We start from the raw sequence: 24,638 nt of genomic DNA on the forward strand, positions 1-24,638 counted from the left end.
ATAACATCGAGAACGCCCTGCTCAACGCGGGGCGTTCTCTTTTTCGCGTCGTTCCACATCTTTCTGGGGGAGCGGCTTGCCCAAGCCTCTGCGGTTCGGTGGTCGCTCTTCTTTCGCCCCTCGTCTTTGGCGTCGTCCCTGGCCTGTTCATTGACCAGAGAGTCGGGTCGTGGACCAGCCTCGCAGCAATACGAACAGGGTCCTGTCCGCGTTCCTGCAGGTGCGCTCCACCCTCACGTGCAGCGGGGGGTGTGGGACGTGGTTGCTCCGTAGTGGTCCGTGCATGTCGCGGCGAAATACCGGCGATCGAGCAATCCGCTGACCAGCGAGTCATCCGGTCCGCCTGAGCTCATGACCGCGCTGAACTCGACATCGCGTGGCCGCGTTCGATTACCGTGGCTGACGTGACTCCTCCTCGCCTCCTCATGCGGTACCTCCCTGCGTTCCTGAGGGCCGATGTGCGGTGCGAGGACGTCGAGGGGAGGGTGCTCGCGGACCTGACGCGAGTCGTCGTCGCCGCGGTGGTGGTGCTGGCGAACCTGATCGGGACCGTGGCGGTCCTCGCGCTCAACCTCGTCGTCATCCCGCTGCCGCCGGACGGGATGCTGTCCAACGGCTTCTACATCCTGGCCGCGGGCGCGTACCTGCTGTTCGCGGCGCTGATCGGTGTCATCGCGGGGATCCGGGGGCAGCGGGGTCTCAACCGGTGGCTCGCCTCCGGTGGTCCGGGCACCGCCCAGCTGCGAGCGGCGGTCCTGCGGCTGCCGTTGCGGGTGTTCTGGCTGCAGGTGTGGTTGTGGATCGGCGGCGCCGTCGTGTTCGCCGTCTTCGAGGCGAGTCGTGACGTCGAACGCGGCCTGTGGGTGGGTGTCATCGTGGTCCTCACCGGCGTGACCACGGCCGCGTGCGCCTACCTGCTGACCGAGCGGTTGCTCCGCCCCGCCGCGGCGCGGCTGCTCACCGGAGTCGATCCGAACGACCTGCGAGTCGGTCGTGGTGTGGCGGTGCGCAGCGTCCTGGCGTGGGCGCTGGGCAGCTGCGTGCCGATGGCGGGGTTGTTCATGCTGGGGCTGCGGACTTTGGCCCCCTCCCAGGTGACCGACACCCAGCTGGCCGTGGCCATGGTCGTGCTGGCCGGCACGGCGCTGGTGGTCGGCATGCACACCGTGTACCTGGCCGCTCGGGCCACGGCTGACCCGATCAACGGGGTCGCCGATGCCCTGGCCGAGGTGCGGAGGGGACGTTTCGACATCCGGATTCCCGTTTACGACGGCACCGAGATCGGGCGGCTGCAGTCCGGGTTCAACGAGATGGTCGTGGGTTTGGCGGAACGGGAGCAGATTCGATCCGCATTCGGCACCTACGTCGATCCAGCCATTGCCGAGCACATCCTTCGGGAGGGCACCGATCTCGCCGGTGAGGAGGTGGAGGTGTCGATCATGTTCATCGACATCCGCGACTTCACCGGACTTTCCGAGACCATCTCCGCGACCGAGATCGTCGGCACGATCAACCGGCTCTTCGAGCGAGCGGTACCGGTGATCCGCGAACACGGCGGTCACGTGGACAAGTTCGTCGGGGACGGGTTGCTCGCGGTGTTCGGCGCGCCCCGGCGCATCGCCGACCACCCGAGGCAAGCGCTGCTGGCGGCCTTGGCGATCGCGGCGGCCGTGCGCGAGGAGTTCGGCGGTGGTCTGTCGGTGGGGATCGGGGTCAACACCGGTGTCGTCGTCGCAGGCAACGTCGGTGGCGCGGGGCGGTTCGAGTTCTCCGTCATCGGTGATCCGGTGAACGTCGCCGCGCGGATCGAGGCCGCGACCCGGCAGACCGGCGACACCATCCTGATCTCGGAGCGCACCCGCGAGTTGGTCGCGGGCGCTCCGGCGGGGCTCGTCGAACGGCCGGACGTGGAGCTGAAGGGGAAGTCGGAACCGGTATCCCTGTACGCCGTGCACGTGTAGCGGTTGGTCGCGGTTCACTCGCGAAAATCACGTATTTCAATAAGCCGATTCGAGCGGGTTCACATTTATCTGTCGGATTGTTGCCCTCGTCTTGCGCATTCAACGGTGAACGTGCGGTTGCGTTTCATAAATGTTCAGGTGTGATGATTTCGGTCCTTTTGGGGGTATGGAAAGACTCGTCCAGAACGGCAGACTTCGGGATCGATCACGAGAGAGGATCGGCTGCCCAAAGAGGTGGTCCCGTTTGTCTCTGGAGGTATCCCACATGGTTTCTCGTCGGCGGTTTCTCGGTTATTCCGCTGCGGCCCTCACCGCACCGTTCTGGGCCCAGGCGATCAGCGCTCCATTCGCCTCGGCGGCGCCCGAGAGCATGAAGTTCGTGCTGCAGAACAACTCGGGCGGTCCGGCCAACGCCTACATCGCCGGATTCTCGGACGCCGAGAAGAAGGCCGTTTTCATCAAGGCGGACGGCACTCCGTACTTCCCCGAGGCGGGAGGCCCGGAGCCGGCGCCGATCGGCGACGACGTGGCCATCCCGGTCGACGGCACCGTCGAGGTCACCGTGCCCCGCATGTACGGCGCTCGCGTGTACTACTCCCTCAACGACACCCTGGAGTTCCAGGTCGTCCAGGGCGCCGACGGCACGACCTCGGTCGTGCACCCGAACTTCGTCTCCAGCGAAGACCCGAACTTCGGCAAGGACTGGACGTTCGCGGAGTTCACCCTCAACGCCGAGCAGCTCTACGCCAACATCAGCTACGTCGACTTCGTCGCCGCCCCGATCGGGTTGCACCTGACCACCACCGGCAGCGGTGAGCAGAGCGTCCCCGGCATGCCCACCGGTGGCATGGACAAGGTCGCCGAGAGCCTCAGGGGCATGGGCGGCAACTGGGCCACGCTGGTGCAGGAGACCAACGGCAAGGTCGTGCGGGTGCTCAACCCGAACCACCGGGCCGCCGACTTCGAGGGCTACATGGAGCCCTACGTCGACGAGGTCTACGCCAAGTACGCGGGCGAGTCGCTGTTCGTCGACACCCAGCGCGAAGACCTCGGCATCATCGAGGGCAAGGTCGAGGGGGAGGAGCTGGTGTTCGGCGCGGAGCGCTTCGCCAAGCCGTCCTCGGTGGACATCTGGGGTTGCAACAGCGGTCCGTTCGCCAACAACCCGGGCAGCGACTCGCAGGAGCGCCTGGCGATCGTGCCGCGGCTGGCGGCGGCGTTCAACCGCACGACGCTGCTGATCAACCCCAACCAGCCGCACGAGGAAGACCCGGCGACGTTCTACCAGAACGACATCACCAACCACTACGCGCGCGTGGTGCACGAGAACCTGCCCGACGGCAAGGGTTACGCGTTCGCCTACGACGACGTGAGCTCCAACGCCGGCGAGGACCACAGCGGCAAGGTCAACGCGGGTGACCCCGAGGTGTTCACCCTGACCCTCAACGCCCTGCGCTGACGAGCTTGATCCCAGGATCAGCTCGCTCGGCGGTGCGGTAGCGGAGCTCGTCACCCCGGCTCCGGGCGCCGCTCCTGATGCGCGCCAACGGCGTCCTCACCGGACGGCGTCCGAGAACCCGCGGCGGCGCGAGCTGCGAAGGTGGTTCAGGCGCCTCGCGGCTGCGCAGCGCAGTCCAGTGCGCAACGGCGGCCGACCCACGACGTGGGTCGGCCGCCGTTTTCGTCGGCTGGGCTCGGGGGCTCGGTGGGTGTTGCGCAAGAATGAACGGCGTGGACGGTTCTGTGATCAGGGATGACGCTTCGCGCAAGCGCGGTCGCAAGCAGCAGCGCCCGGACCCGCAGGAGAGCCCGGTCGCGGAGTTCGCCTGGCAGCTGTGCGAGTTGAAGGACGCCGCGGGCGACCCGTCTTACGACCGGATGCGCAGCGAGTTGGGTGCCGCGGCGTCGAAGTCGGCGCTGTCGGCGGCGGCGCGCGGCAAGGACTTGCCGTCGTGGGAGACGACGTGGGAGTTCGTCCGCTGCCTCGCGGTCGGGGTGCTCGGCCAGGACGAGAACACCGCGCGCCGGGAGTGGTCGAGGCGCTGGGAGTCAGCGCGGACCGTTCCCGAACCTGATCCCGAACCTCCCCGACCGGAATCCCGGTGGTGGCCGAAGTGGCTGGTCGCGGGCGTCGTCGGGGTTGTCGTGGCGGCCGGTGCGGTCTGGTGGTGGTGGCCGGAGGAGCGCCCGATTCCCGGGGACGCGTCGTTGATGCTCAGCGAAACCGTCCCGGACGGCACCGAATTCGCGATGCGGCAGAACTTCGCCAAGACCTGGGAGGTCCGCAACGTCGGCCGGGAACCGTGGGAGGGGCGGTACCTGGCGCAGGTCTTCCGCGAGGGCGACGCGGCGTGCACCGCTCCGCAACGTGTCTCGGTCGGCGACGTGGCGCCCGGCGAGACCGTCACGCTCGCTGTTCCGGTCTTCACCGGGAACGAACCCGGACGCTGCAAGATCGCGTGGAAGATGGTCGACGAGGACGGTCGGCAGTACTTCCCCGAGGACCTCCGTCCCGTCTTCTTCGACATCCGAATCCGACCGTGACCCCGCGGGGGACTCCCCGGCACCCCCTGTCGGCCGAGGAGTCCCGCCCGGGTCGTCACCCACGTTATTCGCCCCGGCGGCCGAACCCCACGGATCAATGGGCGTACCTGCACCCCGAGCCATTTCCTGAAGTCTTCGCAGCTCACCGCTTTGGCCAACCTCGCCTCGCGGTCAAAGCCCGAGTTCGCGGGCCTTGCGGATCGTCAGGGTCGCGGCGGGCGACCGCGGCGCGCAGGTCCACGGCGAACGTCCAGGCGTGGTGCGCGTGGTCCTCTCAACGGCCAGGTCCTGCGCGCCAACGGCGGCATCATCTGACGCACCGCCGCGCCTCCGCCTCTCCCCGGGTTCGCCGGATCACGGCGGTTTCCGGTGTTGGCTGGGTCAGGGGCGACTTCCGGGTAGAGTCAAGTCAACGGTGTTGACTTCGCTCGTGGAGGTGCTCGGTGGGAGACGTGCTGAGCGGTAGGAGCTCGATCGCGGAGTGGCTCAGCCACCCCGAGGGGAGGCCGCTGATCGAGGAGGTGCTGGCCGACTCGGGCCGCGACGCCGAGGCGCTGGCGCCGGTGAGCGGGATGCCGCTCGAGCAGTTGGTCGAGATCAGCCAGGGTGCGTTCAGCCGCGAGGCCGTCGTCGACATGGTGCTGCGGGTCAACGGCGGGGTCATGCCCGAGGTCGAGGGCGTCGCGTCCGGCTGGCAGGAACGCCTCGTGCCCGGACGCTTCGAGGGCAAGACCGTCATCGTCACCGGTGCCGCCTCCGGCATCGGACGCGCCACCGCCTCGCGCATCGCGCGCGAGGGCGGCCGGATCGTCGCCGCCGACATCAACTCCGGACCGCTCGACGAGCTCAAGACCGATCTGCCCTGCGCGGTCACGGTGGCCGGGGACATCTCGCAGGCCGCCGACGTCGAGCGGATCATCGCCGCCGCAGGCGAGCGGATCGACGGGCTCGCCAACGTCGCCGGGGTCATGGACGACTTCAGCCCGCTGCACGAACTCGACGACGCCGTCTGGGAACGCGCCTTCAGGGTCAACGTCGACGGCCTGATGCAGCTCACGCGTGCCGCTCTGCCGTCGATGTTGGCGGCGGGCAGCGGTTCCATCGTCAACGTCGCCTCCGAAGCCTCGCTGCGCGGCAACGCCGCCGGCGTCGCCTACACCGCCTCCAAGCACGCGGTTCTCGGCATCACCCGCAACACCGCCTTCATGTACGGGCCGTCCGGGATCCGGGTCAACGCGGTCGCGCCGGGCGGGGTGGCCACCGGCATCAGCGCGTCGATCGGGGAGATGTCGGAGTTCGGCAGGCAGCGCACGAGCGGGTTCATGGGGCTGATGCCGCCGGTCGCGACGGCGCCGCAGCTGGCCGCCTCGATCACCTTCCTGCTCAGCGACGACGCGGTGAACCTCAACGGCGCGGTCCTGCCCTCCGACGGCGGGTGGTCGGTGCAGTGATCACGGCGTGAGCAGTCGCTGCAGCAGCGCTCCGTAGCGTTCGACCAAGCCGGTGCGGTCGGCGGCCAGCCGCTGGTCGCCGACCACCCACAGCGCGTAGAGCAGGCCGCCCACCAAGGCTGCGGCCGAGCGTGCGCGGTCCTCGGCGTCCGGGCCGCGCATCCGAACCCGCAGCGGTTGCACGAACGACGTCTCGTGGATCTCGCGCAGCCGCGCGGCGATCTGCGGGTTGCCGCTGCCCTGCACCATCGCCAGGTAGATCGCGCGGCTGCGGCTGTCGGAGTCGAGCAGCACCTCGACGAACCGCGAACCCAGCTGCTCCAGCGGCACGTCCAGCAGCGGTTCGTCGTCGATGCTCAGGTGCATGGTGTCCAGGAACAGCAGCTCCTTGCTGCCGAAGTGCCGGATCACCAGAGCCGGGTCGGTGGCGGCCAGCGAAGCGATGTCGCGGACCGAGGTGTCGGCGTAGCCGTGCGCGGTGAACAGCCGGGTCGCGGCGTCGCGGATCGCCTCGCGCGTCTGGTGTCCGGACCTCCTGGCCATGTCGCGGAGGATATCGGCACGACCCTTCGGCGTGACCTCTCCCGCGTAGGCTTCAAGGCACCACAGTGGAGGGGGCGGGAAGCGTGCAGATCGACATCAACACGCCGCAGTCGGCGCGGATCTGGAACTACTGGCTCGGCGGCAAGGACCACTACGCGGTCGATCGCGAGGCCGGGGACGCTGTGATCGCGCACATCCCGGACATCCCGGAAGGTGCCCGCGCTGAGCGCGCGTTCCTCGTGCGCGCCGTGCGTCGGCTCGTGGAGACCGAGGGCTTGCGGCAGTTCCTCGACGTCGGAACCGGTCTGCCGACCGCCAACAACACCCACGAGGTCGCCCAGCGCCTCGATCCCGAGAGCCGCATCGTCTACGTCGACAACGACCCGACCGTGCTCGCGCACGCTCGCGCGCTGCTGACCAGCACTCCCGAGGGCGCGACCGACTACCTCGACGCCGACATGCGGCAGCCCGGGGACATCATCGAGGCGGCCAAGCGGACCCTGGACTTCAGTCGGCCGATCGGTCTGATGATGCTCGGCGTGGTCAACCACCTGATGGACGACGAGGAAGCGTACCGGGTGGTGCGCGAGCTGGTCGACGCGCTGCCCGAGGGCAGTTTCCTCGTGCTCACGCACTCATCCGCCGAGGTGCACGGCGAGCCGATGCTGCGCGCGATGCGGGAGACCACCGAGCGCGGCGGCACGCCGATCCGGGCGCGCACCGCCGCCGAGATCGAGGGCCTGTTCGCGGGCACCGAGCTGCTGGAACCCGGCGTGGTCAGCTGCTCGCAGTGGTGCCCGGACACCCCAGGCGAGCCCAAGCCCGTCTACCTCTTCGGAGGCGTCGGCCGCATCGGCTGACGCCGCGGATTCTTCTGCTCCAGGGGAGGAGTGCACCCAGAGCAGAAGAATATCTTTCGTACATGCGGACGATCGGCTGAAGTATCTTGCTCGAAACACGGCCTTCTGTGTAATTCTTGTCGTGTGCGTGAGACCCGCGCACACGCAGCCGGGAGGCCGAATCATGACCGCTCAGCACGAGACCGTTTCGACCGCAGTCCCCGCCCAGCGGACCGGAACCGACCCCGTAGCCGCGCTGAAAGCGCAGGTCACCGGCGACCTGATGGACATCGTCGTGGATCTCGACGCCGGCGAGGGCTGCCGCCTCCGCGACGTGCGCGACGGCACCGAGTACCTCGACCTGACGATGTTCTTCAGCTCCGCGCCGCTCGGGCACGGACACCCAGGCCTGCGCACGCCGGAGTTCGAGGACGCCCTGCTGCGCGTCTCGCGGGTCAAGCCGTCCAACCCCGACTTCGCCACCGAGGAGCAGGCGCGCTTCGTCGATGCCTTCCAGCGGGTCGTCGGGATCCCCGAGCTCCCGCTGCTGTTCTTCATCGACGGCGGAACCCTCGCCGTGGAGAACGCCCTCAAGGTCGCATTCGACTGGAAGACCAAGGTCAACGCGCGACGCGGTGTCGCCGTGCGCGGCAGCCGCGTGATGCACCTGGAGAAGGCGTTCCACGGGCGCAGCGGGTACACCCTGTCGCTGACCAACACCGACCCGTCCAAGATCCGCGACTACCCGATGTTCGACTGGCCGCGGATCCCCAGCCCCGCCATCGAGCCCGGTGAGCGGTGGGACTCCGCCGAAATGCTGCCCGAAGAGGTCCAGGCGCTGGGCGCGGCCGAGGCGGCGCTGCGCCGCTACGGCGCCGAGATCGCTTGCTTCGTCTACGAACCCATCCAGGGCGAGGGCGGCGACCGGCACCTCCGCCCGCAATTCCTGCAGGCGGTGCAGCGGTTGTGCGTCGAGCACGACGTGCTCACCGTCGCCGACGAGGTGCAGACCGGCGCGCTGACCGGTCAGGCGTGGGCGCACCAGGCGCTGCGCCTGGAACCCGACCTCGTCGCCTTCGGCAAGCGGCTGCAGGTCTGCGGCGTCATGGGCGGCCGCCGGGTGCTCGACGTCGCCGACAACGCCTTCCGCGAGCCCAGCCGGATCAGCTCCACCTGGGGTGGCTCGTTGACCGACATGGTCAGGGCGACCCGGATCCTGGAGGTCATCGAGGCCGACGACCTCTTCGCCCACAGCCGCGCCATGGGACAGCTCCTGCTCGGCGAGCTGCGGGACCTCGCCGCCGAGTTCCCGTTCCTGATCCACTCGCCGCGCGGCCGGGGGCTGATGTGCGCCATCAGCTTCCACGACCCGGACCACCGCGCCCGAGCCCTGGAGATCGCGCGGGACCAGCACCGGACGCTGTTCCTGCCGTCCGGACCGGACTCGCTGCGCGCCCGTCCGCCGCTCTCAGCGCGCCCGGAGGAGATCCTCGACGCCGTCGCAGCCCTCCGGAGGACCCTCACGTACCTGGCCTGACCGGAGGATGACCGGATTGGTAGCGGGAATCGTGACCGGTTCCCGCTGAATCCGGTCGCGCGCTTCAGATCCAGCCCTCCTGCCAAGCCCTCCGGGCCGCTTCGTGGCGGGTGGTGACGTCGAGCTTCGCCATGGCTGCCGACAGGTAGTTGCGCACCGTGCCGTGGGCGAGGTGGACCTCGGCGGCGATGCTGGCGATGGTGCCGCCCTTGAGGGTGTGCCGGAGCAGTTCCAGCTCGCGATCGGTCAGCGGGCAGGCGTCTCCGGTGAGGGCCGTGGCCGCGATCTCGGGGTCGATGTAGCGCCCACCGGACTGGACGTCGCGCAGGATCGCCGCGAGCTTGGTCGCCGGCGTCGTCTTCGGGACGAAACCGCGGATTCCCGCCGCCAGCGCCCGTTTCAGCACGCCCGGCCGGGCGTGCCGGGTGACCAGCACGATCGGGAGATCCCCGGTGAGCCGCTTTGCCGCCTCGACCCCGTCGAGGTCGGGCATCTCCAGGTCGAACACGGCGATGTCCGGGCGCTGCAGGCGAACCGCCTCCAGCGCTTCGACGCCGTTGCTGCACTGGGCGACCACCTCCAGGTCCGGCTCCAGCGCCAGCAGAGCGGCCAGCGCGCCCCTGATCAGGTCCTCGTCGTCGGCAAGCACCACGCGGATCACAGCGCCGCCCCCGGTTCCTCGGCCGTGCCGGTGAGTTCGAAGTGCTCGCCGTCGTGGCGGGAGTCAACTTGCCCGTTCAGCGTGGCGAAGCGGTGCCGAAGCCCGTCGATTCCCGAACCTCCCCCTCCACCAGCCGGTTTCGCCGAGTCGTTGCGCAGGACCACGCGGGTGCGCGACCCGTCGACGTCGATGTCGAGGGTGCAGTGCCGGGCGCGGGAGTGGCGCAGGACGTTCGTCGTCCCCTCCCGCACGAGCGCTCCGAAGATCGGCTGCAGCGGTGGCGGAACCAGCGTCGCGTCCCCGCGCACCTCGGTCTTCACCCCTGCGGCTTCCAGGATCTCCCGCGCGTTGGTGAGCTCACCGGTCAGGTTGCTGCGCCGGTAGCCCTGCACGACGGCGCGTGTGTCGCGCAGCGCCGTGCGGGCCAACTCGGCGACCTCCGCTGCCTGCGTGCGGGCCGCGTCGTCGTCGTTGCCGACGAGGCGTTCGGCGAGCTCAGCCTTCAGCGCGATGGCCTGCAGGTGGTGGCCCTGCACGTCGTGCAGGTCGGCGGCGAAGCGCAGCCGTTCGCGGGCGATCGCCAGCTCGCCGCTGACCGACCGGGCGCGGTCCAGGGCCAGCACCATGTCCCAGAACCACACCACGCCCACCGTCAACGCCGAGAGCATCGACACGATGACGATGGCGTAGAAGGCGAAGAACATCCCGACCATCGGATGCGGGCCGCCGAGCGCGCTGCCCACCCACGCCACCGCGGCGGTGACCACCAGCGCGACGCCCTGGATGGGCAACCGCAAGCGCGGCGCGGCCAGCGCCACGTGCACGCCCACCAAGCCACCGACCAGGACCACCCAGACCATCCCGTACGGGTGCGTCGACATCGCGTAGCCCGTGGCGGCCAGCCCGGCTGCGAGCACCAGCCCGCGCGCGACCGGGTAGCGGGAACCGTGCCCGAAACCGCCCATCAGCAGCGTCGACAACTGCGTCCCGTCCGCCGTGACCAGCAGCGCGACCAGGGCGAGCACCAGGACCTCGGGCACGTCGTAGGCCCCGCTGGCGAGGTCGATGACCGGGAACACCGCGTAGACCGGCATCATCGGCACGATCGACCACCACGTGTAGCGGCGCAGCCGCGCGAGCCGTCGCGGGTCGAACTCGGTCGGGTCCTCGTTCACCTCCCCAGCATCGTGCACACGCCACTGCGGCGGTACCGGATCGCCGAGGTCATGACATCAGTCATCGGATCCGCTGACACCGCACCCGCGCACCGCTGACGGAAGGCTCTACCGGCGCGAACCGGCGATGACCAGGCTGGACGCATGACACCAGTGATCGTATCCAGCGGCTTGCACTGCCGCTACGGCGATTTCGAGGCGGTGCGAGGCGTCGACTTCGACGTCTCGCCCGGTGAGCTGTTCGCGCTGCTGGGGACCAACGGGGCGGGCAAGACGACCGTGCTGGAAACCGTCGAGGGCCACCGGGCCCCGGCGCAGGGTCGGGTGCGCGTCTTCGGCGCCGACCCGTTGCGCGACCGCTCGATCCGCAGCCGCACCGGGATCATGCTGCAGGACAGCGGTTTCGCCGGAGATCTCACCGTCGCCGAAACCGCCGAGCTGGCCCGCCGGATGCGCACCGCGAAGTCCGATGTGGACGGAAGGCTCGCCGCTCTCGGGCTCGACCCGCGCCGCGACGTCCGCGTCAAGCAGCTGTCCGGCGGTGAACGCCGGCGCCTCGACCTCGCGCTGGCCCTGCTCGGTGAGCCCGAGCTGCTGTTCCTCGACGAACCCACCGCCGGCATGGACCCCGAATCCCGCCGCACCACGTGGGAACTCGTGCGCGGTCTGCTCTCCGCGGGCACCACGGTCCTGCTGACCACGCACTACCTCGAAGAGGCCGAACGCCTCGCGCACCGGCTGGCGATCATGCACGAAGGTCGCATCGCGGTCGCCGGACGACTCGTCGACGTCCTCGCCGACCACCACGCGCGCATCACCTTCAACGCTGCCGAAGACGCCGGCCTGCCGCCGCTGCTGGGCACCGCGACCCGGCGCGACAGCCGCGTCGACATCCGCACCCCGCACCTGCAGCAGGACCTGCACACCCTGCTGACCTGGGCAGACGGGCGCGTGGGCCTCTCCGGTCTGCGCGCGCAGCCGGCCTCGTTGGAAGAGGTCTTCCAATCCGTCCGAGAGGGGGCCCAGGCGTGGTGATGGTCCTGGCTCTGGCCCGAGCCGAGCTGAAACTCCTGCTGCGCAACAAGACCGTGGCGGTCAGCTCGCTGCTGATGCCGATCCTGGTCGGATCGTGGGTCGGCTCCACACTGCCCGATGACGCCCCGCCGCAGGCCTGGGCGATCACGCTCTGCCTCCAGCTGCTGGTGGTGCTGGGCTTCACCGTCTACTTCGCCGTCACCGCCGCGCTGGCCTCGCGCCGCGAGGATCTCTACCTCAAGCGGCTCCGCAGCGGCGAGGCCTCCGACGCGGTGGTCCTCGCCGGGCTGCTCGCCCCGGTGGTGCTGCTCGGAGTGCTGCAGTCGGCGCTGGTGCTGGTCATCTCGATCAGCATGGGCGCGCCGGTGCCGAGATCGCTGCCGCTGCTGGCCGCCCTGGTCCTGGGCATGGGGCTCTGCCTGGTGGCCGGCGTCGCCACCAGCGGCCGCACCTCGTCCTCCGAGCAGGCCCAGATCACCACGCTGCCGCTGTTCCTCGCCTTGACGGGTGGTGTCCTGGTCGCCATCGTCGGTCCGATGTGGTTGCTGCTGCCCGGCGGAGGCATCGGTGGCCTGATCCTCCACGCGGTGACGGGCAAGGGCGACGCGGTCTCGTCCGCGGCGTCGCTGCTGGTCTGGAGCGTGCTGTTCAGCCTGCTGGCCAAGGCCTGGTTCCGGTGGGAACCGCGCTGATCAGCGCCAGGACGGCAGCCACAGCTCGGCCTGCCACTGCTCGTGGGTGAGCGGATCTCCGTTGAGGATCGGCCACAGCCACACGAAGTTCGCGACCACCAATCCGATGTAGAGCGACACGGCCAGCAGCCCGGTCTTGCGCCGCTCGTAGTGGTCGTCGACGGAGCCCAGCACGTGGCCGAGCACCAGCACGATCCCCAGCACCAGGAACGGGACCAGCGGCGTGGCGTAGAAGTAGTACATCTGCCGCGACAGGTTCGTGAACCACGGCAGGTATCCGGCGCCGTAGCCGACCAGGACCGCCGCGTAGCGCCAGTCCAGCCGGAACACCGCGCGCCACACCGACCACGCCGCGACCGGCAGCGCCAGCCACCACATCGCCGGGGTGCCGATCAGCATCGTGGCCTGCACGCAGCTGTTGCGGCCGCAGCCCGGCATCCCGGACTCGTAGTAGTAGAGCATCGGGCGCATGCCCATCGGCCACGCCCAGGGCTTCGACTCCCACGGGTGCGGTGTCGACGGGGTGGTCAGGTGGGTGTGGAAGTCGAGCACGTTGAGCTGGTAGTACAGCAGCGACCGCAGCGCGTCGGGCAGGCCGTGCATGCCGATGTCGTCGTCCTGCAGCACCGCGTGCCGGTCGGTCGCGGTCTCGCTGGCGAACCAGCCCGACCAGGTCGCGAAGTACACCAGCAGCGGGAGACCCACCAGCGCCCACAGCGCCGGGGCGGTGTCGCGCACCAGCGCGGCCCGCCACGGTCTCCGCACCCCGGCCGCGCGCCTGGCCAGCGCATCCCAGATCACGCTGAGCAGGCCGAACGCCATGATGTAGTAGATGCCGTTCCACTTGACCCCGCAGGCCAGGCCGAGCATCAGCCCGGCGCCCAAGCGCCACCAGCGGAAACCCAGTCGCGGGCCCCAGGTCGACGGGTCCAGCCGTCCGTCCGAGCAGACCTGCCACAGGCGTTCGCGCACCTGGTCGCGGTCGACGAGGAGGCAGGAGAACGCGGCGAGCAGGAACAGCGCCTGGAAGATGTCGAGCATCCCGACGCGCGACTGCACGTGGCTGAGGCCGTCGCAGATCAGCAGCACGCCGGCCAGCGCGCCCAGCAGCGTGGAGCGGGTCATCCGGCGGGCGATGCGCACGATCAGCAGCACCATCAGGGTGCCGAACAGGGCGGCCATGATCCGCCAGCCCCACGGCGTGTATCCCAGCAGCCACTCGCCGATCGCGATCATCTGCTTGCCGACCGGCGGGTGCGCCACCAGCTCGTAGCCGGGGTTGTCCTCGTAGCCGCCGTTGCGCAGCATCTGCCACGCCTGCGGGACGTAGTGCTTCTCGTCGAAGACCGGAGTGCCCTCGTCGGTGGCCCGGCCCAGGTCCCAGAAGCGGACCAGACCGGCGACCAGGGTGATCACCAGCGTGACCACCCAGCCGTGCCTGCGGTCGGTGGGCATCGAGGAGTCCAGCAGTGGCAGCGGGTCGGTCTCCCCCGGGCGGCGAGCCGCCGGTGCGCGGCCTACCTGGACGAGTTCGTCGGCACCGCCGAACCTGCGGACTGGGACGCTCACACCGACGATCGTAAAGGTCAGGCACGCCTCGACCGGGGGACGCCCCGCTGGGAGCTGTTGAGGAATCGCCTTGCTCGGCGGTGGCGGCGGGAGCCGCGCTCCGCGCTCGGAGCAACGGCTACGCCGCATCTCCACCCCGGGCCTGGCGGCCTACGCTGTGCGGTCATGGACTCCGGCACCCTGCTGCTCGCCGCCACCCCGCTCGGTGATGCCCGCGACGCGTCCGCGCGGCTGATCGAGGCTCTCGGCACCGCCGAGGTGGTGGCCGCCGAGGACACCCGCCGGGTGCGCAACCTCGCCAGCGCGCTGGGCGTCACCCCGGTCGGCAAGGTCGTCAGCTACTACGAGGCAGTGGAGACCGCGCGCGCTCCGATGCTGCTCGACGCGCTCCGCGAGGGCAGCACCGTGCTGCTGGTGACCGACGCGGGCATGCCGAGCGTGTCCGATCCCGGCTACCGGCTGGTCTCGGCGTGCGTGACCGAGGGAATGCCGGTGACGTGCCTGCCCGGTCCGTCCGCGGTGACCACCGCGCTCGCGGTGTCCGGCCTGCCCTCGGACCGGTTCTGCTTCGAGGGGTTCCCGCCGCGCAAGACGGGGGACCGGCGCAAGTTCTTCGGCCGCCTGGTCGCAGAGGAGCGCACCAGCGTCTTCTTCGAGGCCCCGCACCGGCTGGCCGACACCCTCGCCGACGCCGTCTCCGTACTGGGGGAGCAGCGGCCGGCCGCGGTGTGCCGCGAACTCACCAAGACCTACGAGGAGATCAAGCGCGGAAGCCTCGGTGACCTCGCCGAATGGGCTGCGGAGGGCGTTCGGGGCGAGATCACGGTGGTCCTCGGCGGCGCCGAGCAAGCGCCGCCCACCGACCCCGCTGTGCTCGTGGACCAGGTCGAAGAGCGCGCTGCGGACGGCATCCGCTTGAAGGACGCGGTAGCCGAGGTCGCCGAACTGGCGGGAGTCCGCAAGAAGGAGCTCTACGACGCGGTCCTCGCCTCGCGGAGGTAGGCCTGATCGTCAGGCGGGCCTGCACGCATCAGGAGTGGCGCGCGGAGTCCGCGGAGCCGGTCAGGTTCCCCTACCCGCACCGCCCCGCAGGACGAGCGGGCGATTACGCTGGCAGGCATGAGCGCCTCTGTGTTGACCGCTGTGGCCTGGCCGTATGCCAACGGTCCCCGGCACATCGGTCATGTTTCCGGCTTCGGTGTGCCTTCGGACGTCTTCTCCCGGTACCAGCGGATGGCCGGCAACCAGGTGCTCATGGTCTCCGGAACGGACGAGCACGGGACCCCGATCTCGGTCCAGGCGGAGAACGAGGGCCTGACCACCCGGCAGCTCGCCGACAAGTACAACCGGGTGATCACCGAGGACCTGCAGGGCCTCGGCCTGTCGTACGACCTGTTCACCCGCACCACCACCGGCAACCACTACAAGGTGGTGCAGGACCTCTTCCTCGCGCTGCACCGCAACGGCTACGTGCTGCCCAAGACCACGACCGGCGCGATCAGCCCGTCCACCGGCCGCACGCTGCCCGACCGCTACATCGAGGGCACTTGCCCGATCTGCGGTTACGACGGCGCGCGTGGCGACCAGTGCGACAACTGCGGCAACCAGCTCGACCCGGCCGAGCTGAAGAACCCGGTTTCCCGGGTCAACGGCGAGAAGCCTGAGTTCGTCGAGACCGAGCACCTGTTCCTGGACCTGCCCTCGTTCACCGAGTCGCTGGGCAAGTGGCTGTCCACCCGGGACGGATGGCGGCCGAACGTGCTCAAGTTCGCGCAGAACCTGGTCGAGGACATGCGCCCGCGCGCGATCAGCCGCGACCTCGACTGGGGCGTGCCGATCCCGCTGGACGGCTGGCGCGACCAGCCGATGAAGCGCTTCTACGTGTGGTTCGACGCCGTCATCGGATACCTGTCGGCCAGCGTCGAGTGGGCCCGCCGCACCGGCGACCCCGACGCCTGGAAGAAGTGGTGGACCGACCCGGCGGCCCAGGGCTACTACTTCATGGGCAAGGACAACATCACCTTCCACGCCCAGATCTGGCCGACCCTGCTGATGGGTCACAACGGTCAGGGCGACAAGGGCGGCACGACCGGCCCGTTCGGCGAGCTGAACCTGCCCGGTGAGGTCGTCTCGAGCGAGTTCCTCACCATGAGCGGCTCGAAGTTCTCGACCTCGCGCGGCACCGTGATCTACGTGCGCGACTTCCTGCGCGAGTTCGGCCCGGACACCCTGCGCTACTTCATCTCGGTCGCCGGTCCGGAGAACCAGGACACCGACTTCACCTGGGACGAGTTCGTCCGCCGCACCAACTTCGAGCTGGCCAACGAGTGGGGCAACCTGGTCAACCGGTCCATCTCGATGGCGGCGAAGAACAACGGCGCGGTCCCCGCACCGACCGCCCCCGCTCCCGCCGACGAGGAGCTCAAGGCGCAGGCCCGCGCGGCGTTCGACACCGTCGGCGCCCACCTGCGCAGCTCGCGGTTCAAGCTCGCGTCGCAGGAGGCGATGCGGGTGGTCTCGGCGGCCAACAAGTACCTGTCCGACCAGGAGCCGTGGAAGCTCAAGGAGGACCCGGACCGCCGGGACGCGGTGCTGCACACCGCGCTGCAGGTCGTCTCCGACGCCAACACGCTGCTCACGCCGTTCCTGCCGCACTCCGCGCAGAAGGTGCACGAGCTGCTGGGCGGCACCGGGGTGTGGGCGGCGCAGCCGGAGATCCGCGAGGTCGACGACCTCGACGAGCCGTCGATGTCCTACCCGGTGCTGATGGGTGAGTACGCCGCCGAGCAGGCCAAGTGGGAGTCCACCGACATCGAGGTGGGACGTCCGCTGGACAAGCCGAAGCCGCTGTTCGCCAAGCTCGACGCCGAACTCGGCGAGACCGGGCCGGAATGGGCCCCCATCGAGCCGTCCTGATGGGCAAGAAGGACAAGAGGCAGGAACTGCCGCCGGTGCCCGAGGCGCTGGCGGCAGCTGCCGTCGACGCTCACACCCACCTCGACGCCTGCGGCGCCAAGACCGCCGAGGACGTTCGCGAGTTGCTCGACCGCGCGCAGAGCGCCGGTGTCGGCCGCGTCGTGACCGTCGCCGACGACATCGACTCCGCGCGCTGGGCCGTCGAGGCCGCCACCTGGGACGATCGGGTTTTCGCCGCCGTGGCGCTGCACCCGACCCGCACCAAGGACTTCGGCGACGACGACCGCGCCACGCTGGAGGAGCTGGCCGCGCACCCGCGCGTGGTCGCCATCGGTGAGACGGGCCTCGACTACTACTGGGACTACTCGCCGCCGGAGCCGCAGCAGGAGGCGTTCCGCTGGCACATCGACCTCGCGAAGCGGACCGGCAAGCCGCTGATGATCCACGACCGCGAGGCGCACGACGACATCCTGCGCATCCTCGACGAGGAGGGAGCACCGCAGGACGTGGTCTTCCACTGCTTCTCCGGTGATGCCGAGTTCGCGAAGGCCTGCGTGGACGAGGGGTACGTGCTCTCGTTCGCCGGCACGGCGACCTTCCGCAACGCGAAAGGCCTTCGCGAGGCGGCGGAAGCGGTTCCGCTGGCACAGATGCTGGTGGAGACCGACGCACCGTTCTTGACGCCGCACCCGTTCCGGGGACGGCCGAACCAGCCTTACTGCGTCAATTACACCCTTCGTGACCTCGCAGAACTCCGTGGCATGAACGTCGATGAGCTAGCGGTAGCCACCACTGCCACGGCTGAGCGAGTGTTCGGCCTCGAACAGGGGTAATCACACCCCTGTAGTTCCTCACGCTGCGGTTTCTGGTAGAGGGCCTCCTCCTGCTCCCGCTTGCGGTCCGCACGTCGCCTCCTACCGTCCACAGTGGAAGCCGGAGCGGAGGGCACCCCGAACTCCGCGGGGAACTCGCCTGCGGAGGTCCTCCCACACCGGAACCGTCGGTTGTGAGGATGTGCAGTGCAGTTGCATAGATTCACGAAGTGGACCGTGGCGGTGGCCGTCGCCGTCAGCGGTAGCGCCCTGGTCGCGGTGACCCCGAACGCCGCGGCAGCCCCGAATGACGATCGAGCTGCGGTGTGGGACCGGCTCGCGAGGTGCGAGTCCGGTGGCGACTGGGCGGCCAACACCGGGAACGGCTACTACGGCGGCCTGCAGTTCAACCGCAGCACCTGGGTGGCTCACGGCGGTGAGCGGTACAACCGCTACCCGCATCGCGCGTCGCGCGAGCAGCAGATCGCGATCGCGCAGGAGGTGCACGAGGCCCGCGGCGGTTACGGCGCCTGGCCGGCGTGCTCGCGGAAGCTGGGACTGCCGTGATGACGTGAAACCGCCGCCACAACGCGAAAGATCGTCGCGAGGGAACTCGTTTCCCTCGTGCGTGGGGAGGGGAAATCCGGCCCGAGCGCGCTCCGTGCTCGGGCCGGACCGTTGTCCGGCGCCGTTCCCCGCAGCCCGCACGTCCATTGATCATGGGTTACAACGCCTACCGGCTGCGTGTTATATGTCACGCAAGCGGCTCGGGCAGCCGTTAACGAATCCTGTAGGTGCCCCCCGAATGGACTAATTATTACCGATCTTGACTACAGAACGTGACGGGTTGCGTGGTAAATGAGCGTAACTGGTATCACATGTCCAAATCGGGTCCTTGGCGGCCTCGCATGATCACGGTAGAGTCTCGGCCCCGTAACCGATGACAACCAGTCATGGGGAACGCCCGTTAGTCTCGCCGGTGTACGTCGGGGAAGTCTGCGGTGAGCGCGAGGAGCTCGCTGCTGGCTAGGCGGCAATTGGCTTGCGGGAGTCGGATACAGACACGAAGCACGAAGGTTGTGCGCACGCGAGGAACGAGAGGGGTTGCGCGAGAAACATGAACTCGCCCAACGCTTCTCAAATTCAGTTCGTCGCGGTCGCGACTTTGCGCCTTCGGGAGGTAACGACCCTGTGAACGGACGTGGCGAGCCCAGCCATGCCGGTTTCGCGAACACGCGGAACAACGGCTACTGGGCCGATTCCTTTGACGCGGCGACTGACTGGTTCACCCCGGTCCAGCCGACCGAGCAGCACACCGCGGTAGCACTGCTCGACCGCCCGGACCCGTCGTGGTCCGACGAGCACCCGAGCTTCCCGCCAGGTGGTCTCGAGATCACCCCGCAAGACGTCTACGACGTGCTCGGCCCCGACGCCGAGGACCTGCTCGCGACCGCCGAGATCGACGTCGACGAGGTCATCCGGCAGATCAACGCCGAGACGACCGTCCTGCCGCCGATGGACTTCCTCGAGGCGATGCCCGAGGGCGAGGCGGGCGCTCTCCCGCCGCAGCAGGTCGCCGAGGCGATGACCGCCTGGAAGCACCGCTTCCTCAAGGGCGCGGTCGCCGGAGTGCTGCTGAGCCTGACCGGTACCGGTGGCGCCGCCGCCGCGATGGACAAGTCGGTCACCGTCGAGGTCGACGGGCAGACGCGCACCGTCAACACCTACGACGACACCGTGGGCGAGGTCCTGGAGGACCAGGGCATCCACGTCGGCGCGCACGACGCGCTGAGCCCCTCCCCGCAAGCCGAGGTCGGTCACGGCGAGACGATCACCCTCGACCGCGGTCGCCTGCTCAAGCTCAACATCGACGGCGAGGTCCGCGAGGAGTGGGTCCGCTCGGTGACCGTCGAGCAGGCCCTGCGCCAGCTCGGCGTCAACGCCGACGGCGCCGTGCTCAACGCGGACCGCAACATGCCGGTGCCCGAGCAGGGCATGGAGCTGTCGGTCCGCACGCAGAAGGACATCACGCTCATCGACGGCAGTGGTGCGCCGCAGCAGCTGACCACCACCGCCGCCAACATCGACGAGCTCGTCAAGGAGCGGAAGCTCAAGCTCGGACCGGACGACAAGGTCACCCCTGGCGCCGACACCAAGCTGGTCACCGGCGCCGAGGTGCGCATCGACCGGCTGCAGAGCTCCGTGATCAGCGTGACCGTGCCGGTTCCGCCGCCGGTCCGCGAGATCGTCGACAACTCGATGTTCAAGGGTGAGGAGCGGGTCGAGTCTCCCGGCGAGGCCGGCGAGAAGATCCAGTTCACCCGCATCTCCAAGCGCAACGGCGAGGAGTCGGAGCGCGAGGTCATCGACGAGAAGGTCACCAAGAAGCCGGTCGAGAAGGTCGTCCGCGTTGGTGGCAAGGCCGCGCCCAACAGCGCTGTCTGGGACAAGCTCGTCCAGTGCGAGGCGACCGGCAACTGGGCCATGAACAGCGGCAACGGTTACTACGGTGGTCTGCAGTTCGACAAGTCCACCTGGGACGCCTACGGCGGCGACCAGTACGCCCCGTACCCGCACCAGGCGAGCCGCGAGCAGCAGATCGCGGTCGCCGAGAAGGTCCGCGACGCCCGCGGAGGCAGCTACGGCGCATGGCCGTCCTGCTCGTCGAAGCTGGGCCTGGACTGACGAGAACAGCGCACTGCTCGTCTGCGCAGCGGTGCGAGTGGCGGAACCTTCAGCGGCTCTCCGGACTGCGGGTGCCCCTCCTGGTGCATTCCACGATGCACGGCGGAGTGGTCGTCGTCGCCAGGGAGCCGCTGAAGAACCGCGGCGGTGCGAGTTGCTCGGGTGGGGAGGAAGCGGCATCGCCGCTTCGACCTGGTGAGACCGGTCGACGCGGGCGCGGGTAGGTTCATCTGCGTGGATGAGCAGGGGGCGGCGTTGCTGGGACCGGCCGACGTGCGTCGGCTGGCCGACGAGCTGGGCATCAGACCGACCAAGAAGCTCGGTCAGAACTTCGTGCACGACCCGAACACGGTGCGGCGGATCGTCTCCGCGGCCGAGGTCGGCCCGGACGACGTCGTGCTGGAGGTCGGCCCGGGTCTGGGCTCGCTGACGCTCGCGCTGCTGCCGATCGCGGGAGCCGTCACCGTCGTGGAGATCGATCCGGTGCTGGCCGAGCGGTTGCCGCGCACCGCGCGCGAGTTCGCGCCCCAGCTGGCCGACCGGTTGAGCGTGCTGCCCTCCGACGCGCTGCGGGTCCAGGCCGCCGACTTCCCGCAGCCGCCGACGGCGTTGGTCGCCAACCTGCCCTACAACGTCGCGGTGCCCGTGGTGCTGCACCTGCTGGCCGAGCTGCCGAGCCTGCGCAAGGGACTGGTCATGGTCCAGTCCGAGGTCGCCGACCGGATGGCCGCCGAGCCCGGCAGCCGCGTCTACGGGGTGCCGAGCGCGAAGGCGGCCTGGCACGCCGACGTGCGCCGCGCGGGCCCGGTGCCGCGCAAGGTGTTCTGGCCGGTGCCGAACGTGGATTCCGGGCTGGTGTCCTTCCACCGCGTCGACCCGCCGTCGAGCGCCTCGCGGCAGGACGTCTTCCGGGTGGTGGACGCCGCCTTCGCGCAGCGGCGCAAGACGCTGCGCGGCGCGCTGTCCGGTTGGGCCGGTTCGGCGGCGCGGGCGGAGGAGTTGTTGCGCGCGGCCGGAATCGACCCGACGACGCGCGGAGAGCAGTTGCGCATCGCCGATTTCGCCCGGATCGCGGAGGTCGCGTCATCCGGTTCGGGCAGCTGAACCACTCGTCCGGCGGCTTGCGGCCACGCGCTGCTACATCACTGAGGGTGATGAAAACGCCACCCCCTGCCGAAGAATTCCCGCTCCACTCGGTATGTGACGTGACAAACGATTCCGGTCGGTGACCGCTATCAGCTTGCGCCGGGCCTGTCGATGGGGTCTACTGTTCAGGAAATCCATCCCGAGCGGCTGAGAGACCTGGCTTGTTGACGCCGCAGCAACCACCCATCGCGGGCAGGTGCTAACGCCAGGACCGATGGAGTAGCTGTGGATTCCAACGCGCGGTTAGTCGGCAACGCCCGGTTCGAGGTACCCCACATCAGGGAACTGCTCACGCAGCGACGGTTCATCGACCACGGAAGGCGCACGACCTGCGCCTGTCGTCTCGAGATGTGACCTGGCCCTTCCCCCTTCCTTTTTCCCTTAGAAGTTCCCCATGGCTGCTGCCCGAACGCGGGCGCGTCCATCGCGAGCTGATGTGGAGCAGATCGTGATCTCAGTCGAGAACCTGACCAAGTCGTTCCAGCACAACGGCAGCACCGTTCGCGCCCTCGACGGCGTGTCGATGGAGGTCAACGCGGGTTCGGTGTGCGGCGTGGTCGGACCGAGCGGAGCGGGGAAGTCGACTCTGGCGCGGTGCGTCGCGCTGCTGGAGAAGCCCGACGGTGGTGCCATCCGCGTCGATGGCACTGACCTGGTGTCGCTGGACGGCAAGGCGCTGCGCGCCGCCCGCAGGCAGATCGGGGTTGTGCCGCAAGGCGATTCGCTGCTCCGGCAGCGCACCGCCGCGGGCAACGTCGCGCTGCCGTTGGAGGCCGCCGGCATCGGCGGTCCGCAGCGGCGCAACCGCGTCGGCGAACTCCTCGACCTCGTCGGCCTGACCGACAAGGCGTCGGTCTACCCGGACCAGCTCTCCGGTGGTCAGCGACAGCGGATCGCCGTCGCCCGCGCGCTGGCGGCCAAGCCGTCGGTGCTGCTGGCCGACGAGCCGACCTCTGCGCTGGACCCGGCCACCACCGACTCGGTGCTGACCGTGCTCGACCGCGCGCGTGCCGAACTCGGCGTCACCGTCCTGGTGGTCACCCACGACATGGCGGTGGTGCGCAAGATCGCCGACGACGTCGCCGTGCTGGAAGACGGCCAGGTCGTCGAGCACGGCAAGGTCCTGGACCTAGTCGCCGAACCTGGTAGCAAGGTCAGCGGCACCCTGCTGCCCCCGACCGACCAGGCCGAGTCGCTGCGCCCGACCTCGGGCCGCCACGACGTGGTCGCCGAGATCGTGCTGGTCGGCTTCGCCGCAGTGGGAGCGCTGCTCCCCGAGGCCTCCAACCGGTTCGCCGTCGACCTGGCGATCCTGGGAGGTGGCCTGACCCGCCTCGGTGACACCCCGGTCGCCAAGTTCAAGATCGGCCTGACCGGTGAGCGTTCCGAGGCGGCGCTGAAGTGGATGATCGAGCGGGACGCGCACGTCCGGCGCGCCCCGGTGAGCGTTGACGGAGTTGCTGCTGCGTGACTGATGTGACCCCCTGGTCGGAGGTCGGCGAACTACTGGGCGAGGCAACGCTCGAAACGCTCTACATGGTGCTGGTGGCGACCGTGCTGGCCGTGGTCGGCGGGTTGCCGCTGGGTGTGCTGCTGCACCTGACCTCTCCGGTCGGGTTGAACCCGAAACCGGTTCTGAACAAGGTGCTCGGCGTGATCGTGGACGTGGTGCGCTCGGTGCCCTTCGTGGTGCTCCTGGTTGTGCTGGCGTCGTTCACCCGGCTGCTGATCGGGACCTCGATCGGCAGCAGCGCGGTGATCGTGCCGTTGACCATCGGTGCGATCCCGTTCTTCGCGCGGCTGACGCAGAACGCGTTGCGCGAGGTCGGTTTCACCGTCGTGGAAGCTGCGATCACGACCGGTTCCAGCAGGCTGCGGATCGTGTGGACGGTGCTGCTCGGTGAGGCCCGGGCCGCGCTCGTCGGAGCCGTCGGCGTCACCGCGGTGGCGCTGATCGGCTACGCCGCGATGGCCGGCGCCATCGGCGGCGGTGGCCTGGGCACGACCGCGATCCAGGACGGCTACCAGGGCTACGACGACCGGATCCTCTACGGATCCGTCGTGGTGCTGGGGATGCTGGCCTTCGCGATGCAGCTGATCACCGACCGCACCGCCAAGCTCGTCGATCGCCGGCGCACCGCCGCCGGCTGACACTCGGGAACCAAACCCGTTTTCCCTCCCGCGTCCGTCCCACGAGGACGGTGCGCGGCCTCTGCCTGCCTGAGAACAGGCTCGTTGAAAGGACGCACGACATGCGTTTGCGCTTCGCCGCACTGCTCGCCTCGGCCGGGGTTCTGCTGGCCGCCTGCGGTGGTGGTTCCGCCGCCGAAGACCCCAACGCGCCGCTGAAGATCGGCGTCAGCCCGACGCCGCACGGCGAGGTCCTGCAGTACGTCGACGACAACCTGGCCCAGCAGGCCGGGATCGACATCGAGATCGAGAAGTTCGACGACTACAACCGGCCGAACGAGGCCGTCGCCAACGGCGAGCTGGACGCGAACTACTTCCAGCACGTGCCGTACCTGGAGGAGTACCGCAAGGAGCGCGGCGGCGAGTTCACCTGGATCGAGCCGGTGCACCTGGAGCCGCTGGCCGTTTACTCCAAGCAGGCCAAGTCGCTGGCCGAGCTGCCCGCAGGCGCCACGGTGACGCTGTCCAACGACCCGGCCAACCAGTTCCGCGGCCTGAAGCTGCTGGAGCAGGGCGGGCTGATCAAGCTCGCGCCGGAGGCCGCCGTCGGCACCCGGCTGGACGCCGCCATCGCGGAGAACCCGAAGAACATCCAGCTCAAGGACCTGTCCCCGGACCAGCTGCCGCGTTCGGTCGACGACGCGGCCGCCGCGGTGGTCAACGGCAACTACGCGATCAAGGCGAAGCTGTCGAACCCGCTGCTGGTGGAGAGCGCGCAGGGCAACCCCTACGCCAACGGTCTGGTGACCAGCCCGGCCCTGGCCGAGGACCCGCGCGTGCTCAAGCTCGCCGAGCTGCTGCGCAGCCAGCAGGTCAAGGACTTCATCAACGAGGAGTGGGGCGGAGTCGCCGTCGTCCCGGCCTCCTGACTCCCACGGCGTG

General features: G+C 69.3%; 20 protein-coding genes, 1 pseudogene and 1 riboswitch. Of the genes and pseudogenes, 17 read left to right on the forward strand and 4 right to left on the reverse strand.

What is annotated here, in order from left to right; translation table 11 throughout:
• The first annotated feature begins 404 nt into the window (after positions 1-404).
• From E1161_RS03365 to E1161_RS03380, 4 genes are all read left to right on the forward strand, one after another.
• Positions 405-1,961: an adenylate/guanylate cyclase domain-containing protein gene (locus E1161_RS03365; protein ID WP_132619441.1), complete on the forward strand. Its 1,557-nt coding sequence runs from the start codon at positions 405-407 to the stop codon at positions 1,959-1,961.
• 265 nt (positions 1,962-2,226) lie between these two features.
• Entirely contained in the window at positions 2,227-3,420 is a 1,194-nt protein-coding gene (locus E1161_RS03370; RefSeq protein WP_132619443.1) for a glycoside hydrolase family 64 protein, read from the forward strand.
• 272 nt (positions 3,421-3,692) lie between these two features.
• Positions 3,693-4,505 (forward strand): NBR1-Ig-like domain-containing protein, encoded by an 813-nt coding sequence (locus tag E1161_RS03375; protein WP_235874749.1) that lies wholly within the window; start codon positions 3,693-3,695, stop codon positions 4,503-4,505.
• Between the two features lie 443 nt (positions 4,506-4,948).
• The gene (locus tag E1161_RS03380; RefSeq protein WP_132619447.1) at positions 4,949-5,956 is read left to right on the forward strand and encodes an SDR family NAD(P)-dependent oxidoreductase; all 1,008 of its coding nucleotides are present in this window, start codon (positions 4,949-4,951) and stop codon (positions 5,954-5,956) included.
• Here the strand turns inward: E1161_RS03380 and E1161_RS03385 are convergent, their stop codons facing one another.
• Positions 5,957-6,499 carry a TetR/AcrR family transcriptional regulator gene (locus E1161_RS03385; protein WP_132619449.1) on the reverse strand — a complete coding sequence of 181 codons (543 nt, stop codon included), beginning with the start codon at positions 6,497-6,499 and terminating at the stop codon, positions 5,957-5,959.
• A gap of 83 nt (positions 6,500-6,582) precedes the next feature.
• On the opposite strand from E1161_RS03385, the gene E1161_RS03390 reads away from it, so the two are divergent.
• Together E1161_RS03390 and lat are read left to right on the forward strand one after the other, a co-directional pair.
• Positions 6,583-7,359: an SAM-dependent methyltransferase gene (locus E1161_RS03390; protein WP_235874750.1), complete on the forward strand. Its 777-nt coding sequence runs from the start codon at positions 6,583-6,585 to the stop codon at positions 7,357-7,359.
• A gap of 163 nt (positions 7,360-7,522) precedes the next feature.
• The gene (gene lat, locus E1161_RS03395) at positions 7,523-8,875 is read left to right on the forward strand and encodes an L-lysine 6-transaminase (RefSeq protein WP_132619453.1); all 1,353 of its coding nucleotides are present in this window, start codon (positions 7,523-7,525) and stop codon (positions 8,873-8,875) included.
• A gap of 64 nt (positions 8,876-8,939) precedes the next feature.
• Here the strand turns inward: lat and E1161_RS03400 are convergent, their stop codons facing one another.
• Entirely contained in the window at positions 8,940-9,536 is a 597-nt protein-coding gene (locus E1161_RS03400; protein ID WP_132619455.1) for a response regulator transcription factor, read from the reverse strand.
• The gene (locus E1161_RS03405; RefSeq protein ID WP_235874751.1) at positions 9,533-10,711 is read right to left on the reverse strand and encodes a sensor histidine kinase; all 1,179 of its coding nucleotides are present in this window, start codon (positions 10,709-10,711) and stop codon (positions 9,533-9,535) included. The genes E1161_RS03400 and E1161_RS03405 overlap by 4 nt, the downstream gene beginning before the upstream one ends.
• 144 nt (positions 10,712-10,855) lie before the next feature.
• Between E1161_RS03405 and E1161_RS03410 the strand changes: the two genes are divergently transcribed.
• Both E1161_RS03410 and E1161_RS03415 read left to right on the forward strand, forming a co-directional pair.
• A complete protein-coding gene (locus tag E1161_RS03410) occupies positions 10,856-11,746 on the forward strand; it encodes an ABC transporter ATP-binding protein (RefSeq protein ID WP_132619456.1) in 891 nt (296 codons plus the stop codon).
• Positions 11,746-12,438: an ABC transporter permease gene (locus E1161_RS03415; protein ID WP_132619695.1), complete on the forward strand. Its 693-nt coding sequence runs from the start codon at positions 11,746-11,748 to the stop codon at positions 12,436-12,438. The genes E1161_RS03410 and E1161_RS03415 overlap by 1 nt, the downstream gene beginning before the upstream one ends.
• Here E1161_RS03415 and E1161_RS03420 read toward each other — a convergent pair whose 3' ends face one another.
• Positions 12,439-13,893 carry a dolichyl-phosphate-mannose--protein mannosyltransferase gene (locus tag E1161_RS03420; protein WP_132619697.1) on the reverse strand — a complete coding sequence of 485 codons (1,455 nt, stop codon included), beginning with the start codon at positions 13,891-13,893 and terminating at the stop codon, positions 12,439-12,441. It abuts the gene before it with no gap.
• A gap of 279 nt (positions 13,894-14,172) precedes the next feature.
• Between E1161_RS03420 and rsmI the strand changes: the two genes are divergently transcribed.
• The 9 genes and pseudogenes from rsmI (at position 14,173) to E1161_RS03465 (ending at position 24,625) form a co-directional block, all read left to right on the forward strand.
• Positions 14,173-15,009, forward strand: coding sequence for a 16S rRNA (cytidine(1402)-2'-O)-methyltransferase (gene rsmI / locus E1161_RS03425; RefSeq protein WP_132619458.1), 837 nt, complete (start codon positions 14,173-14,175; stop codon positions 15,007-15,009).
• A 117-nt stretch (positions 15,010-15,126) separates the two neighbouring features.
• On the forward strand, positions 15,127-16,923 hold the full coding sequence (gene metG / locus E1161_RS03430) for a methionine--tRNA ligase (RefSeq protein WP_132619460.1): 1,797 nt from the start codon (positions 15,127-15,129) through the stop codon (positions 16,921-16,923).
• Positions 16,923-17,756, forward strand: coding sequence for a TatD family hydrolase (locus E1161_RS03435; RefSeq protein WP_132619462.1), 834 nt, complete (start codon positions 16,923-16,925; stop codon positions 17,754-17,756). The genes metG and E1161_RS03435 overlap by 1 nt, the downstream gene beginning before the upstream one ends.
• A gap of 297 nt (positions 17,757-18,053) precedes the next feature.
• Positions 18,054-18,302: pseudogene (locus E1161_RS27870) on the forward strand (transglycosylase family protein); the annotation flags it as partial.
• A 624-nt stretch (positions 18,303-18,926) separates the two neighbouring features.
• A complete protein-coding gene (locus E1161_RS03445; RefSeq protein ID WP_132619465.1) occupies positions 18,927-20,420 on the forward strand; it encodes a resuscitation-promoting factor in 1,494 nt (497 codons plus the stop codon).
• 234 nt (positions 20,421-20,654) lie between these two features.
• On the forward strand, positions 20,655-21,524 hold the full coding sequence (gene rsmA / locus E1161_RS03450) for a 16S rRNA (adenine(1518)-N(6)/adenine(1519)-N(6))-dimethyltransferase RsmA (protein ID WP_235874752.1): 870 nt from the start codon (positions 20,655-20,657) through the stop codon (positions 21,522-21,524).
• Positions 21,525-21,697: 173 nt separating this feature from the next.
• A riboswitch (SAM riboswitch) is annotated at positions 21,698-21,787 on the forward strand.
• Between the two features lie 227 nt (positions 21,788-22,014).
• Positions 22,015-23,037 carry a methionine ABC transporter ATP-binding protein gene (locus E1161_RS03455; RefSeq protein ID WP_132619467.1) on the forward strand — a complete coding sequence of 341 codons (1,023 nt, stop codon included), beginning with the start codon at positions 22,015-22,017 and terminating at the stop codon, positions 23,035-23,037.
• Complete coding sequence (locus tag E1161_RS03460; RefSeq protein WP_165939670.1) at positions 23,034-23,717, forward strand: methionine ABC transporter permease; 684 nt, start codon at positions 23,034-23,036, stop codon at positions 23,715-23,717. The genes E1161_RS03455 and E1161_RS03460 overlap by 4 nt, the downstream gene beginning before the upstream one ends.
• 101 nt (positions 23,718-23,818) lie before the next feature.
• Complete coding sequence (locus E1161_RS03465) at positions 23,819-24,625, forward strand: MetQ/NlpA family ABC transporter substrate-binding protein (protein ID WP_132619469.1); 807 nt, start codon at positions 23,819-23,821, stop codon at positions 24,623-24,625.
• Positions 24,626-24,638: the final 13 nt, after the last annotated feature.

It is taken from the genome of Saccharopolyspora aridisoli (assembly GCF_004348445.1).
Taxonomy (GTDB): domain Bacteria; phylum Actinomycetota; class Actinomycetes; order Mycobacteriales; family Pseudonocardiaceae; genus Saccharopolyspora; species Saccharopolyspora aridisoli.